The 13,463-nt window shown below is 65.2% G+C and carries 14 protein-coding genes; 9 read left to right on the forward strand and 5 right to left on the reverse strand.

Annotated features, from left to right (window positions below; translation table 11 throughout):
- The first annotated feature begins 33 nt into the window (after positions 1 to 33).
- From HFL01S_RS22695 to HFL01S_RS22725, 7 genes are all read left to right on the forward strand, one after another.
- A complete protein-coding gene (locus HFL01S_RS22695; RefSeq protein ID WP_066263155.1) occupies positions 34 to 342 on the forward strand; it encodes a (2Fe-2S)-binding protein in 309 nt (102 codons plus the stop codon).
- Entirely contained in the window at positions 324 to 1,700 is a 1,377-nt protein-coding gene (locus HFL01S_RS22700) for an FAD/NAD(P)-dependent oxidoreductase (RefSeq protein ID WP_066263158.1), read from the forward strand. Before HFL01S_RS22695 ends, HFL01S_RS22700 begins: the two co-directional genes overlap by 19 nt.
- Entirely contained in the window at positions 1,697 to 2,842 is a 1,146-nt protein-coding gene (locus HFL01S_RS22705) for an NAD(P)/FAD-dependent oxidoreductase (RefSeq protein ID WP_066263160.1), read from the forward strand. Before HFL01S_RS22700 ends, HFL01S_RS22705 begins: the two co-directional genes overlap by 4 nt.
- Before the next feature lie 63 nt (positions 2,843 to 2,905).
- Positions 2,906 to 3,634: a cupin domain-containing protein gene (locus tag HFL01S_RS22710; RefSeq protein ID WP_245644901.1), complete on the forward strand. Its 729-nt coding sequence runs from the start codon at positions 2,906 to 2,908 to the stop codon at positions 3,632 to 3,634.
- A gap of 6 nt (positions 3,635 to 3,640) precedes the next feature.
- Positions 3,641 to 4,567, forward strand: a complete 927-nt coding sequence (locus HFL01S_RS22715; protein WP_066263163.1) for a 2-hydroxyacid dehydrogenase — start codon at positions 3,641 to 3,643, stop codon at positions 4,565 to 4,567.
- Between the two features lie 17 nt (positions 4,568 to 4,584).
- Complete coding sequence (locus tag HFL01S_RS22720; RefSeq protein WP_066263165.1) at positions 4,585 to 5,577, forward strand: ornithine cyclodeaminase family protein; 993 nt, start codon at positions 4,585 to 4,587, stop codon at positions 5,575 to 5,577.
- Positions 5,574 to 6,551 carry a threonine ammonia-lyase gene (locus tag HFL01S_RS22725; protein WP_245644902.1) on the forward strand — a complete coding sequence of 326 codons (978 nt, stop codon included), beginning with the start codon at positions 5,574 to 5,576 and terminating at the stop codon, positions 6,549 to 6,551. Before HFL01S_RS22720 ends, HFL01S_RS22725 begins: the two co-directional genes overlap by 4 nt.
- 143 nt (positions 6,552 to 6,694) lie before the next feature.
- On the opposite strand, the gene HFL01S_RS22730 is transcribed toward HFL01S_RS22725, so the two are convergent.
- The 3 genes from HFL01S_RS22730 to HFL01S_RS22740 form a co-directional block, all read right to left on the reverse strand.
- Complete coding sequence (locus HFL01S_RS22730; RefSeq protein ID WP_066263168.1) at positions 6,695 to 6,907, reverse strand: hypothetical protein; 213 nt, start codon at positions 6,905 to 6,907, stop codon at positions 6,695 to 6,697.
- Positions 6,908 to 7,021: 114 nt separating this feature from the next.
- Positions 7,022 to 8,530, reverse strand: coding sequence for a carboxylesterase/lipase family protein (locus HFL01S_RS22735; protein WP_281179951.1), 1,509 nt, complete (start codon positions 8,528 to 8,530; stop codon positions 7,022 to 7,024).
- Positions 8,531 to 8,539: 9 nt separating this feature from the next.
- On the reverse strand, positions 8,540 to 9,535 hold the full coding sequence (locus tag HFL01S_RS22740) for a Bug family tripartite tricarboxylate transporter substrate binding protein (protein ID WP_084383583.1): 996 nt from the start codon (positions 9,533 to 9,535) through the stop codon (positions 8,540 to 8,542).
- Between the two features lie 122 nt (positions 9,536 to 9,657).
- Here HFL01S_RS22740 and HFL01S_RS22745 point away from each other — a divergent pair, with 122 nt between their 5' ends.
- Complete coding sequence (locus tag HFL01S_RS22745; RefSeq protein ID WP_066263173.1) at positions 9,658 to 10,614, forward strand: LysR family transcriptional regulator; 957 nt, start codon at positions 9,658 to 9,660, stop codon at positions 10,612 to 10,614.
- Positions 10,615 to 11,066: 452 nt separating this feature from the next.
- Positions 11,067 to 11,474, forward strand: coding sequence for a pyridoxal-phosphate dependent enzyme (locus HFL01S_RS22750; RefSeq protein WP_245644903.1), 408 nt, complete (start codon positions 11,067 to 11,069; stop codon positions 11,472 to 11,474).
- Here HFL01S_RS22750 and HFL01S_RS22755 read toward each other — a convergent pair whose 3' ends face one another.
- Positions 11,475 to 12,800, reverse strand: coding sequence for an NAD(P)/FAD-dependent oxidoreductase (locus HFL01S_RS22755; protein ID WP_066263174.1), 1,326 nt, complete (start codon positions 12,798 to 12,800; stop codon positions 11,475 to 11,477).
- A 154-nt stretch (positions 12,801 to 12,954) separates the two neighbouring features.
- Entirely contained in the window at positions 12,955 to 13,455 is a 501-nt protein-coding gene (locus HFL01S_RS22760) for an Lrp/AsnC family transcriptional regulator (RefSeq protein WP_066263176.1), read from the reverse strand.
- Positions 13,456 to 13,463: the final 8 nt, after the last annotated feature.

Consider the following 13,463-nt stretch of genomic DNA (forward strand, 5'->3'; position numbering starts at 1 on the left):
CCTGACCTGAGGCAGGCCACCAGGAGACATGACATGAGCCAACGATTCGTCCGTCTGGCAGAGAAAGGCCGCGCCCGCGTGCGCATCGTGATCGACGGACAGATGGTCGCCGCGCTGGCCGGCGACACCCTGATGGTCGCGCTGCTGAGCCACACGCGGCACCTGCGCGAATCCGAATTCGGCGATGGCCGGCGCGCCGGCTTCTGCCTGATGGGCGCTTGCCAGGACTGCTGGGTGTGGACCGCCAGTGGCGAACGCCTGCGCGCCTGCACCACCGCCGTGGAAGAAGGCCTGCACATCCTGACCCACCAACCGGAGGCGACATGGCCCAACCCCGCGTGATCATTGTCGGCGCCGGCCCTGCCGGCGTGCGCTGCGCCCAGACCCTGGTGGCCGCCGGCCTGCACCCCACCGTCATCGACGAGAACCGGCGCGACGGTGGCCAGATCTACCGCCGCCAGCCGGAGAACTTCACCCGCCCCTACGCCCAGCTCTACGGCACCGAAGCCGGTCGCGCGGAGGCGCTGCACACCAGCTTCGACGCGCTGCGCGCACAGGTCGACTACCGGCCCGAGGCCCTGGCCTGGAATGTTTTCGATAAGAAGTTGCACGTCGTCAGGGACGAGGCCTCATCGGCCCTGCCCTACGACGCGCTGGTGATCTGTTCCGGCGCCACCGACCGCCTGATGCCGGTCAAGGGCTGGCAACTGGCCGGCACCTACAGCCTGGGCGCCGCGCAGATCGCCCTGAAGGCACAGGCCTGTGCCATCGGCCGGCGCGTCGTGTTCATGGGCACCGGCCCCCTGCTCTACCTGGTAGCGGCGCAGTACATCAAGGCCGGCGCCGAGGTGGCCGCCGTGCTCGACACTTCGCCCTTCGCGCGGCGCATCGCCGCCCTGCCCAAGCTGCTGGCGCGGCCCGGCGTGCTGTTCAAGGGCCTGGCCCTGGTGGCGCGCATCCGCCGCGCGGGTGTGCCGGTGCTCGCCGGCGTCACACCTGTGGAAATCACCGGCTCGCCGGACGACGGCGTGCAGGGTGTGGTGGTCCGCGATGCGGGCGGAACGACGCACCGTTTCGAGTGCGACGCGGTCGCCATGGGTTACCACCTGCGCCCCGAAACCCAGCTCGCCGACCTGGCGCGCTGCGCCTTCCGCTTCGACGCCGAGACGCGGCAGTGGCTGCCCGAGGTCGGTGAAGACGGCCGCACCTCGACACCCGGTGTCTACCTGGCCGGCGACGGCGCGCGCGTGCTGGGCGCGGACGCCGCCGAAATCGCAGGCCGGCTGGCCGCCCTGGCCGTGCTCAAGGATTTTGGTCTGGACGCGTCGCAGGACGAGCTGCAGCGGCTGCGCGCCGAGCAGGCCGGCATGGAGCGCTTCCGCCAGGGCCTGGCGCAGGCCTTCCCGTGGCCGGTGCAGCAGGCCGCGCAGTTGCCGGACGAAGCCATCGTCTGCCGCTGCGAAGCGATCACTGCTGGCGAACTGCGCCGCGTGGTGTGCGACATGGGCGCGCAGGAAGCGAACCGGGCCAAGGCCCTGAGCCGTGTCGGCATGGGCCGCTGCCAGGGCCGCTATTGCGGACACGCCGGGGCGGAGGTGATTGCGCATGCTGCCGGTGTGCCGGTGGACCAGGTCGGACGGCTGCGCGGCCAGGCGCCGGTCAAGCCGCTGTCGATGGCGGTGCGGGAGGCCGTGGAATGAGTGCGAACAAAGCAGATGTGGTCATCGTCGGTGGCGGCATCATGGGCGCCTCTGCGGCCTTCTTTTTGCGTCAGCGCGGGATGTCGGTCATCCTGCTGGAGCGGGGATTGATCGGCCAGCAGGCCAGCGGCGTCAACTTCGGCAATACGCGCCGTATGGGCCGCCCCCTTGAACAACTGCCACTGTCCAACCGCGCGCGCGAGACCTGGCTGAAGTTCAAGGAGTTGTTCGGTGCGGACGTCGAGCTCTTGCTGAACGGCCACCTGCGCCTCGGCTTCACGTCGGCCCACGAAGAACGCATTGCACAGTACGCGCAGGATGCGAAGGACTTCGGCATTGGCATGCAGATGCTGAGCAAGCAAGCGCTGCGCGAACGCTTTCCCTACCTGGGGCCGGAAGTCACTTCGGGTTGTTATGCCCCCAACGACGGCCATGCGAACCCCCGTCTGGCGGCACCGATCATCGGCCGGGCTGCAGCGCGCGAAGGTGCGCAGGTGTTCGAAAACACCGAGATCGTGGCGGTTGAAAAGGACGGCGCAGAGTTCCGCGTGACCGCTGCCGATGGCCGCATCTTCCGTGCGCCCGTGGCCCTCATCACCGCCGGCGCCTGGGGCGACCGCATCAGCGCCAGCTTCGGCGAGCCGGTGCCGATGATCGTCAAAGCACCGCAGATGTGCGTCACCGAACCGGTGCCTTACGCCATCGGGCCGACCATGGGCGCGTTGACGGACGTGCCCGAGCAAAGCGCCTACTTCCGTCAGGTGGCGCGCGGCAACATCGTCATCGGCGGCGGCGGCCATGAACCGGTGGACATGGAGAACCGGCGCGCTTGCGTGAACCCGCGCAGAACGCTGATCAAGCTGGCGCAGGCGCCGCGTGTGATCCCAGCACTCAAGCACCTCCACATCATCCGCGTCTGGAGCGGGATCGAGGGCTACATGCAAGACAGCCGGCCGGCCATGGGGCCGAGCGCTCGCGTGCCCGGCCTGTACTACGCCTTTGGCTTCTCCGGCGAAGGCTTCCAGCTGGGCCCAGGCGTGGGCGACGTGATGGCCGAGCTGATCCACACCGGCGCCACGACCACCCCCATCGAGTGCTACCACATCGGGCGTTTTGCCCAGCAGGCCACGCAAGCGGCCTAGCCTTTCTATTCATCTTCATCACATCGCGAACAAACCATGTCGAATTTGCAGCAAGCAGCGGCCATGCTGGCCAACCCCCCTTCCTTTGTGGATCTGCGCCAGTTCGCACGCGACCAGAGCCAGGGCATCGCAGTGAGCGCGCCGGCCGCAGAGGACCGCTTCCTGTCCAGCCGCCGCGTCCTGGACTGGGCGCCGGGCGGCCCCGTGACCGCGGGCGTGATCGCGCTCGACGCCGGCCAGGGCTCGGTGCCATCCCTGCCGGCGGATGAATTCATCCTCGTCACCGAGGGCAGCCTGACCCTGTCGCAGCCGGGTGCCACGCTGACACTGGCGCCGGGCCAGAGCGCGGTGATCCAGCACGGCGCGGCATTCACCTGGTCGGCGCAAGGGCCGGTGTCGCTGATCTTCACGCGCTACCACCACAGCCAGCCGGGCACCGGCGCCATCGTGCAGATCCAGCAAGGGCCAGAGCTCAAGCCTTCGGGCACGCCATCGCTCGACCTGTTGACCACGCCAGTGCCCTCTTGCCGGAACTTCACCGACTACACCAGCGCCGACGGCGAATTCATGTGCGGCACCTGGGACTCCACGCCCTACGCGCGCCGTCCCTTGTTCTACCGCCACTACGAACTGATGTACCTGCTCGAAGGCAGCGTGGACTTCGTGGATGAAACCGGCCGCAGCGGTACCTTCGCCGAAGGTGACATCTTCCTCGTCGAGCAAGGTGCCAGCTGCACCTGGGACAGCCGCGAGCCGGTGACCAAGGTCTACGTGATCTACCGCCCGAAGTGATGGCCCATGAGCTTTCTCTACAAATCCGACCCCGTGCGCGGCGCCCTGTGGGCTGAGCGGTTCGCGCAAAAACTGCCGGAACTGCGTTTTCGCATCTGGCCCGACACCGGAGACACGCATGACGTGCGCTACCTCGCCGCGTGGGAGCCCCCGCAGGACCTGGCCACCCGGTTTCCAAATCTGGAGGTGCTGTTCTCCGTTGGGGCTGGCATCGACCAGTTCGATTTTTCCGCGATCCCCGAGACGCTGCCGGTGGTGCGCATGGTCGAGTCCGGCATCGTCAACGGCATGGTCGAGTACGTGACCCTGGCCGTGTTGTCCCTGCACCGCGACTGGCACACCTACCGCCAACAGCAGCAGGAAGGCCGCTGGCAGACCCATCGCGTGTTTCCCGCCTCGTCGCGACGCGTCGGTGTGCTGGGCCTGGGTGTGCTGGGCCGCGCCGTGCTGGAGCGCCTGGGCAGCTTCGGCTTTCCCTGTGCGGGCTGGAGCCGGTCGCCGCAAACCATCGAAGGCGCCGAATGCCATGCCGGCCCCGATGGCTTGCAGGCCTTTCTGGAACGCACCGACATCCTGATCTGCCTGCTGCCCCTGACCGACAGCACCTGCGGCATTCTGTGCCAATCGCTGTTCGACCAGTTGCCGCGGGGTGCCTGCCTGATCAACGTGGGCAGGGGCGCGCACCTGGTGCAGGACGATCTGCTGAAGGCCCTCGAAGCAGGCCAGCTCTCCCGCGCTGTGCTGGACGTGTGCGAACCGGAGCCGCTGCCGCCAGGGCATGCGTTCTGGACGCACTCCCAGGTGACCCTCACGCCCCACATCGCCAGCATGACGCAGCCCGAAACCGCAGCCGATGCGGTCCTCGACAACCTGCGGCGGCACCAACAAGGCCTGCCCATGATCGGGCTGGTCGACCGCACGCGCGGTTACTGAAACCCCAACCGACCACCATGAAGACACTGTTGTTGAACAAAGAGAACGTGGGCCGCCTGATCCGCATGAACGAAGTCATCGGGACGGTGGAAGAGGCCTACAAGGCCTTCAACAGCGGCCAGGTGAATCAGCCGCCCTACACCTGCATCCACCTGCCACCGCCTCGGGGCGAGATCGACTTCAAGCTGGGCTATTGCGAAGCCAATGAAATGATTTCCATGAAGGCCTCGTCCGGTGGCTTTCCCAACAACCTGGCGGAGCACGGCGTGCCCAGCGGCATGGGCACCATTTTGCTGTTCGACGCCCGCACCTGCGCCCTGGTCTGCGTCATGGACGGCAGCCTGATCACCGGCCTGCGCACCGGTGCCGCGGGTGCCGTGTCGGTCAAGGTGCTGGCCCGCCAGAACGCCCGGAAGATCACCTCCATCGGCACCGGCAACCAGGCCCGCATGCAGATCCGGGCCATCCGCGAGGTGATGAAGATCGAAGAAATCCACGCCTGGGACCACCACCCCGAGAACCTCGCCCGCTACAAGGCCGACATCGAACACGAGTTTGGCATTCCGGTGGTGATGGCCCGCTCCATGCAAGCCGCGGTGGAACAGGCAGACATCCTGATCACCACCACCCGCGGCAAAGGCGCGCTGGTGCAAGCCGCCTGGATACAGCCCGGCACGCACATCGTGGCCATGGGCACGGACACGTATGGCAAGCAGGAACTGGAACCAGAGATTTTTCGCAACGCCAAGATCGTCAACGACTCGATCGCGCAGTGCATCGAAAAGGGCGAGACCTGGCACCCGCTGAACCAGAACATCATCACCCAGGACAACATCCACGCAGAGATCGGCGAGATCCTGCTGGGCCAAAAGCCGGGGCGCGAGACCGACCAAGAGATCACGATCTTCGACTCCACGGGCATGGCCATCCAGGACAACACCACCGCGGCCAGGATCTACCGAAACGCCATCGCCAGCCACACCGGCACCACCTTTGAGTTCATTCCATGAGCATGCTCGAACACCCCACCCTGCAGGACATCCACCAGGCCCGTGATCGGCTGAGGCCCCTCATCCGGCACACGCCGCTGCTGCGCGCAGAGAAGATCGAGGCCAGCGTCGGTTGCCAGCTGTATCTGAAGCCCGAGACCCTGCAGATCACCGGCGCCTTCAAGATCCGGGGCGCGCTGAACAAGTCGCTGTCACTCCCCAAAGAAGCCATTGCCAACGGCATCATCGCCACCTCGTCGGGCAACCATGCCCAGGGGCTGGCCTATGCCGCCCGGATGCTGGGCGTCAAGGCGGTGCTGGTGGTGCCCGTGACCACGCCCAAGATCAAGATTCAGAACACCCAGGCGCTGGGCGCGGAAGTGGTGCTGTTCGATGGCGACACCGCCGCCCGATGGAAGCGGGGGTACGAGATCGCCGCAGAGCACCACTACGCGGTGGTGCACGCCTTTGAGGACCCGCTGGTCATGGCCGGCCAGGGCACCATCGGCCTTGAAATCCTGGAAGACCTGGCCGATGTGGACACGGTCATCATCCCCATGGGCGGCGGCGGCCTCATCTCCGGCATCGCCACCGCCATCAAGGAAACCCGGTCCTCGGTGCGTGTCATCGGCGCCGAACCCGCCCTGACCCCCAAGTACTTCCACAGCCGCATCAACAAGGAACGCACTTCGCTGCCGCTCAAGAACACCATTGCGGACGGTTTGCGCATCAGCGTGCCAGGGCAGAACCCCTACCCCATCATCGAAAGGTATGTCGACGAAATCATCCTCGTCGAGGACGAACACATCATCGCGGGCATGCGCGCGCTGGCCAAGGATGCCAAGCTGATCGCCGAGCCCGCCGCCTCCATCGGCATCGGCGCCATGCTGGCCGGCAGCGTGAAGCTCAGGCCCGACGAAAAGGTCTGTGTGGTGCTGACCGGTGGCAACTGGGACCTGTGCGACCTGGCCGACGTCTATCAACGCGAAGAGTGATCGCGCAAGTTTGCGGTTCATGCGAGAGGACGGCAGTGTGACCAAAGCATCATCTGCCAAGTCCCACTCCAAAACGATATGAAGCGTGGCCTCGCACCCTGAAGCCCGCATCACGCTGTGGCGCAGCGCGCTCAATCTCTCCGTCACGATGACACATGGGAAACCCAATGAGCACCAAACACCTTGCTGAACTTGTCGCTCTCGACCATGTACACCTCGCCCACCCCGTCGCGGCGTGGCGCCAGCACGCAGCACGCGATCCGCTGCTGACCGGCGCGCGGTGACTGGCTCACGGACGATAAGGCCACGAACTGCTGGACGCCTTCGCCGACCTGTGGTGCGTGAACCTCTTCCATGGCCAGGAAGGTGTGGTGCAGGTCACCACCGCAAAGAAGCGCCAGCGTAGGCCGCCCTCCACTTCGACCTTGCCTGCGAGCTGTCGATCCGCCTTGTCACCAAGCTGGTCGAGATCACGACCCTGAGCCGACCCTCGCCTGAGACATGGCCCTGGGAGGGAGCCTGTAGTCGTCCATACCCAATGCCGACTGTTCAGCAAACCGCATCATCGTTCGGCCTTCTCCGTTGTTGGTCGGCCATCCGGGAAGGCCGTCAACGACAAACCGGACCCATGCTGTGTGCATCGCGGCGGCCAAGGACAACGGCGCACCCGGACCAGTGATCTCGCGACCTGCTGGCGTGTCGATCTGATCGAACACAAACGGGATTTCCAATCCGTGCGCCGCGCCCAGCCTGCCTCCGTGAAGGCACGACTGCCACTCGAACTCATAGAGATACGCGTCGCAACCTGCTTCAGCTGCGTGATGGGCGATGAGCCGTGCAGGCTCTCTGTAGAAGTAGTCCGATTGCATGGCACAGAGCAGCTCGCCGGGTCGGCAATTGGCGTACTTTCGCTGGTAGTGCAACTCAAGTCGGCTCGACCACCCCACTGCGTCGGCAAACCGCCTCGGGAGATCGCCTTCTGCCTGGTCCAGCGTTCCATTGGGAAGCAGATACAGCCGCATCTCCTCAAGGTTGGATCCGACAAGGATGTCGACCTTCGCGAGGTCCGAGCCCCCCTGCCTCCCAGACAATGCATCGATCGGCGCGTGAGTCAACACCTCTGCGTCGACCACAGGACGCAGCGGGAAGTATTGCCGTGCACTCATTCCAAGGGTCTGCCGAAGTGCCGGATCGCCAGCCAACCTGTTGACGGCGGCGATGCACCTCTCGATGGGAACCGTCTTCATCGCCTCGACTGTTGGCGCAACGCCCAGCAGTCGTGCGATCGCTCGACTCGCAAGTTCGGCCTCTTCGATCGTTTGCGTGCTGGTGCTGGGGCTCTGCAGGATGGCGCGGCCGAACAAGCCCTTGGTGTCTGGCATCCCGATCAGGCAAGCCACGGAGCCTGCGCCGGCTGAGCCACCAGCAATCGTCACACGCCGCGGATCGCCACCAAAGCGATGGATGTGCTTCTGCACCCACCGCAATGCACACACCTGGTCAAGAAGTCCGCGATTGGCCGGCGTCCCTGGCAAATGCATGAAGCCGTCGATGCCCACTCGGTAGTTCAGCGAAACGAACACGATTCCGTGCCGTGCGAAGGCGGCCCCGTCGTAAACCGGGTCGCCCGCATAGCCTCGCATGAAAGCGCCACCGGGAATCCAGATCATCACCGGCCAACCGGCGCCTTGGGGTGGATCGGACGGCGCCCACACGTTCAGTGTCAGGCAGTCATCACCACCGAAGAACGCTTCGCCGGCGCGCCGAGGGGCTTGAGGCGATGCCGGTCCAAACTGGAGAGCCTGCAATTCCCCATCCCATGGACCTCGCGCCTGCGGGGCAGCGAAGCGCTGGGTCCCATAGGGAGTGGCCGCGTAGGGCACCCCACGGAACACCATGAGCCCGTCCTCGAACCGACCACGTATGGACCCGAGCCCGTCGATAGCCAGGCACGGCCCCGATCTTGCGGAAGCGACCACCGACGGCTCTTACTCGGCCAGCCCGAGCCGCGTGATGATCGGGCGAAACACAGCTGAATAGCGATCCGTCCAGGCCTTCACGTCTGCAGGCGTTGACTCGATGGGCGATACATGCACCGTTTCGAGGTTCTTGCGGTACCCAGCGTCGGATCGAACGCAATTCGTTGTAACTTCGCTCAAGCGCTTCAAAACTGCGGGCGGTGTTCCTGCCTTGACGACCAGAGCAAGCCACCCCGGGCGCGCCAAGTCCTTGCTGCCAGTCAACTCCACGATGGTCGGAACATCCGCAAATGCCTTCTCTCGCGCCTCGGTGTAGACCGAAAGCGCCACGATTCGACCATCCTTGATGAGCGGACCTGCCGTTCCGGAGGTGAGTGTCATGATGTCGATCTGGCCACCCGTCAGCGCAATGGCGCCGGCCGACTCGCCAACGAATGGCACATGCGTTCCTTCGGCTTTGAGGTGATGCGCCACTGCCGCCGTCAGCAGATGTGCAGGGCTGCCCTTGCCCGGGGAGCCGAAGTTCACGCCGCCGGGCTGCTTGGCGGCATAGGCCGAAATGTCAGACAGCTTCTTGATCCCGCTCTGCGTGCTCGCGACCAACATCAGCGGTGACGTGCTCAGCACCGCAACGCCGTCGAAGTCCTTCTCCACGTCGTAGGGAAGTTTCTTGTAGACGTACGGCGTGATCGTCATCTGCGACATGCCGACGGTCATGATGGTGTAGCCGTCGGCGGGCTGGTTCTTCAGGAAGTTGGTCGCCACGACGCCGTTCGCACCCGGCTTGTTGATGACGACGACCGGCTGGCCCAGCTCACGGGCTGCGCATTCTGCCCAGATGCGGCTGATTTTCTCGGATTGGCTCCCCGGCGGCTGCTGCGCAATGAGCTCCACAGCCCTGTTCGGATACGCGGCTTGCGCATGGGCGCCAAGAGGAGCAACCAGCGCGGCTGCACAGGTCGCGGCGGCAAGACAAAGGGATGTTGAAGGCTTGAACTGGTACACGGAGTCTCCTGTTTATTGAACAACCGGCCTGTGTCCGACCGATCGCATGCAGGGCAGTTTAGGGAGGCCAGCGCCCGCGGACAAACGGGAATATTGAATGACTGCACGCATAAAATTCATGGATGCAGTTCCTGCCCACGACCACCGCCCTCCGATGCCTGGACGCGAGTGCACGCTCGGGCAGCTTTACGCGTGCGGCGAAAGAGCTCAATCTGACACAAAGCGCCGTCAGCAATCAGATCCTCAACCTGGAACGACAGCTCGGGGTGACATTGTTCGACCGAGAGCACGGACGCCTGGAACTGACTCCCGTCGGCCGCTTGTACTGGGAAGAAACCCTGGCGGCACTCCAACAGCTCCACCGAGCAACCCGCCGCATCACCGACAAGAGTGACAAGCACTCCACGCTGACCGTGTCCGCTCCGTCCTCCTTTGCGAACTTGTGGCTGATGCCTCGAATCGGTGAGTTCGTGCGCCAGAACCCAGAGGTCAGACTCAACCTGATTGATCGCTCGGACGCTCAGGGCGCGCAATCCGCGCAATCGGATGCCGCGATCGAACTCTGCGAGACCCATCCGACGGGGATGTCGTCCGTATGCCTTCTCTCCTTGGTCTATCGGCCCTACGCATCGCCAGCCTTGTTGTGTCGGCCTGACCTTGCGAAATATCTGGTCGAGGGGACCACCTTCTCGCCACAAGGCTTGCCAGACCTGCTGAAGTCAGTGCCGTTGATCAGAACGAGCATGGCCAACGCATGGGAGGCCTGGTTGCGCCTGGCAAACCTCGACAGGGAGGTCGAGCCAGGCCTTCTCGCAGAGGGGCCTGCGTACGCCCAAGCCTCACTCGCCCTCACCGCCGTGATCAGTGGCATCGGCGTCGCACTTCTTCCTGGTTATGTGGCGGATGGATACCGCAAGCAAGGCGCGATCACTCAACTGAGTTCGATCGGCTGGCCCGCGAACAGGGCCTACCGACTTCAGTGGAACTCGGATGCCACGCCCAGGGCAGGCTTGCGCCGCCTCATTGAATGGGCGGAGACGATCGCGACCTCGGAGCTTGACGTTTTGGCAGGCATTTAGAGCAAGTGCAGATGGGTCAAACAGACGGGGCACCGTGCGAGTTGCCAGGCATCTGGATTCGCTACAGCCCCATCGGGCTGACCCGGTGCAAGAGCATTACCTGACGCAGCGTGTGAGCGCCTGTGGGCCATCACCCGCAGTCGTCCGTGCGCCGTCGACACGGTGTGGGTCGCGTCACGCGGCAAGCGCCATCTCGTCCACCGCACAGAACCAGCTCACGCCGTGCGGCAGCGCGTCGTCGTTGAAGTCGTGCAAGGGTGGTGAAGCGGGCGTTCGCCGCCGCCCTAACCGAGCCAGAGATAGGCGCCGGGCCGCTTGCGAAGCATGAACGCGAAGTCCTCGGGGGCGCATGCCGGCCACGGTGCGACGCCGGATTTCAGGCCGGCAACCTCGGTGGCCCGCTGCGCGAGTTGCGCCTCAGCTGCGCTGTTCACAGCGACTGGACAATAGCGGTGGCACGTCACCTAGGCCTGACCTATCTGGACACGGTCATCATCCCCATGAGTGGCGGCGGCCTCATCTCCGGCATCGCTACCGCCATCAAGGAAACCTGCCTCTCGGTGCCGCTCAAGAACACCATTGCGGACGGTTTGCGCATCAGCGTGCCGGGGCAGAACCCCTATCCCATCATTGAAAAGTACGTGGACGAGATCGTTCTGGTCGAGGACGAACACATCATCGCGGGCATGCGCGCGCTGGTCAAAGATGCGAAGCTGATCGCCGAGCCTGCCGCCTCCATCGGCATCGGCGCCCTGCTGGCCGGCAGCGTGAAGCTCAGGCCCGACGAAAAAGTCTGTGTGGTGCTGACCGGCGGCAACTGGGACTTGTGCGACCTGGCCGAGGTCTATGCGGGTGGTTGACTAGAAATCCGCCACCTTGCCCCACGCCGAAGCGCTGAACCGTTCCGGCCGGAAGGGTGCGGGATCAAAGATCGGTGGGGCGCCGCTGGCCAGGTCCGCGATCAGATGGCCGGCGCCAGGGCCGATGCCAAAGCCATGACCGGAAAAGCCCGCGGCCAGGATGAAACCCGGCACCCCCGGCACCTCACCGATGCCGGGCACGCCGTCGGGTGTGCTGTCGATGTAACCGGCCCAGGTGTGGGTGATCGGGGCGTCGCGAAGCTGGGGCAGCAGTTCGACGGCGCGGTGGTGGATCTTCCGGAGCATGGACGCATCGGGCCTCGGATCGAGGATGCGCACCCGCTCCATGGGCGTCGGCGCGTCGAGCCGCCAACGCGCCAGCGTTTCATGGCCGCCGCGAATGCCTTCCAGGCCACCCGGGCGGATGTTGCGCCAGCGCTTGGCGAACATCGGCAGAAACTGAGGCGAGAAGCGCAACAGCTGCAGGCTCGGGTCCACATGCCCACTGCCGCTGATGGCCAGTGCGTAGCGCCCGTCGCTGCGGCGCGTCACGGACACGTCGGCGCTGAACAGGACATCCGGCAAGCCTTGTTCCACCGGCGACACGCTCAGGAGGGATTGCCGAACCGTCGCCTGCGGGAACCGGATGCCCAGCTGGCGGCAGAACGAAGACGCCCAGGCGCCGCCGGCCAGCACGGCCGTTTTTGTCTTGATGACGCCGGCTTCCGTGATGACGCCGCTGACGCGCCCGCCCGAAAGCTCAATGCCGCGGGCCGCGCAGTTCTGGTGGACGCTGCCACCGAGCTTGATGAGCGCGGCCGCCACCGCGGGCGCGGCCTTGCCGGGGTCGGCCGTGCCATCGGTGGGTGAGAACACGCCGCCTTTCCAGGCGCGGCCGGTCGCCCGCCCGCGCTCGGCGGCCTCACGGGCGCTCAGCATGTGGGTGGTCACGCCGGCGGTCTTGGCAAATTCGCCCCAGCTGGCCCAACGCGATATCTCGGCCTCGTCATTGCTCAGGTACAAGAGCCCGCAGCGATGAAACCCCGTGTCTTCACCGCTCTCGGCGGCAAACTGTTCCCACAGGTCGAGGCTTTTGCTCGCCATGGGCAGCTCGCGGGCGTCGCGGTTTTGCTGGCGGCACCAGCCCCAGTTGCGGCTGGACTGTTCAGCGCCGATCCTGCCCTTCTCGACCAGGGCGACCGACACGCCGCGCTGTGCCAGGTAGTAGGCGGTGAAGACACCGATGATGCCGCCGCCGATCACCACGACGTCGGCAGAGGCCGGCAGCGTGGTCGAGGTCTGGATGTGTTGCAGCGGAGGGGACATGGTGGATCTCATTCGTCGCTCAGGGATGGATCACCAAAAGTCTAGGCCCCATGCCCCTCGCGCCCATGCCGTATTGAGGGGCGTGCGCAAAGCAGCCTGCGATTGTGTGGGGACCTGCCAGCAGATCCTGCCGTGGTGTGGTCGCTCCCGAGCCTTATTCCCAGCGCTTGCGGTTCGCGATGATGCCCAGTGGGTATTCGCGCCGGTTCAGCGGCTGACGCAGCACGATCCGGCTGGCGAAACGTTCGATGCCCATGTCGTCTTCCAGCATCTGGTCCATCAGCGCCTGGAAATAGCCGACGCCCGGCGCCACGATCTTCAGCAGGTAGTCGTAGCCGCCGCTGACGTTGTAGCACTCGACGATTTCCTCGTGCTTGGCGGCGGCTTGCTCGAACTTGCGGAAGTCGTGGGGCGTGTGGCTGCCGAGGGTGACCTCGGAGAACACGATGACGTGGTCACCCAGTTTTTCCAGTGCGATGTCGGCGCCATAGCTGCGGATCAGCCCGACCTCTTGCATACGCTTCGTGCGCAGCAAGCACGGGCTGGGACTGAGGCCCACGGCCTCCGCCAGATCCACGTTCGAGCAGCGGCCCTCGCGCTGAAGGCGCACCAGGATCTTGAGGTCAAACCGGTCGAACGAAACCACTGATTTCATGGCGCCAT

It is taken from the genome of Hydrogenophaga flava NBRC 102514, assembly GCF_001571145.1.
In the GTDB taxonomy this organism is placed as follows: domain Bacteria; phylum Pseudomonadota; class Gammaproteobacteria; order Burkholderiales; family Burkholderiaceae_C; genus Hydrogenophaga; species Hydrogenophaga flava.

Coding starts and splice junctions, on each gene's coding strand:
- HFL01S_RS22695 (WP_066263155.1), top strand. CDS start 34: ATGAGCCAACGATTCGTCCGTCTGGCAGAGAAAGGCCGCGCCCGCGTG.
- HFL01S_RS22700 (WP_066263158.1), top strand. CDS start 324: ATGGCCCAACCCCGCGTGATCATTGTCGGCGCCGGCCCTGCCGGCGTG.
- HFL01S_RS22705 (WP_066263160.1), top strand. CDS start 1,697: ATGAGTGCGAACAAAGCAGATGTGGTCATCGTCGGTGGCGGCATCATG.
- HFL01S_RS22710 (WP_245644901.1), top strand. CDS start 2,906: ATGCTGGCCAACCCCCCTTCCTTTGTGGATCTGCGCCAGTTCGCACGC.
- HFL01S_RS22715 (WP_066263163.1), top strand. CDS start 3,641: ATGAGCTTTCTCTACAAATCCGACCCCGTGCGCGGCGCCCTGTGGGCT.
- HFL01S_RS22720 (WP_066263165.1), top strand. CDS start 4,585: ATGAAGACACTGTTGTTGAACAAAGAGAACGTGGGCCGCCTGATCCGC.
- HFL01S_RS22725 (WP_245644902.1), top strand. CDS start 5,574: ATGAGCATGCTCGAACACCCCACCCTGCAGGACATCCACCAGGCCCGT.
- HFL01S_RS22730 (WP_066263168.1), bottom strand. CDS start 6,907: ATGGAAGAGGTTCACGCACCACAGGTCGGCGAAGGCGTCCAGCAGTTC.
- HFL01S_RS22745 (WP_066263173.1), top strand. CDS start 9,658: ATGCAGTTCCTGCCCACGACCACCGCCCTCCGATGCCTGGACGCGAGT.
- HFL01S_RS22755 (WP_066263174.1), bottom strand. CDS start 12,800: ATGTCCCCTCCGCTGCAACACATCCAGACCTCGACCACGCTGCCGGCC.
- HFL01S_RS22760 (WP_066263176.1), bottom strand. CDS start 13,455: ATGAAATCAGTGGTTTCGTTCGACCGGTTTGACCTCAAGATCCTGGTG.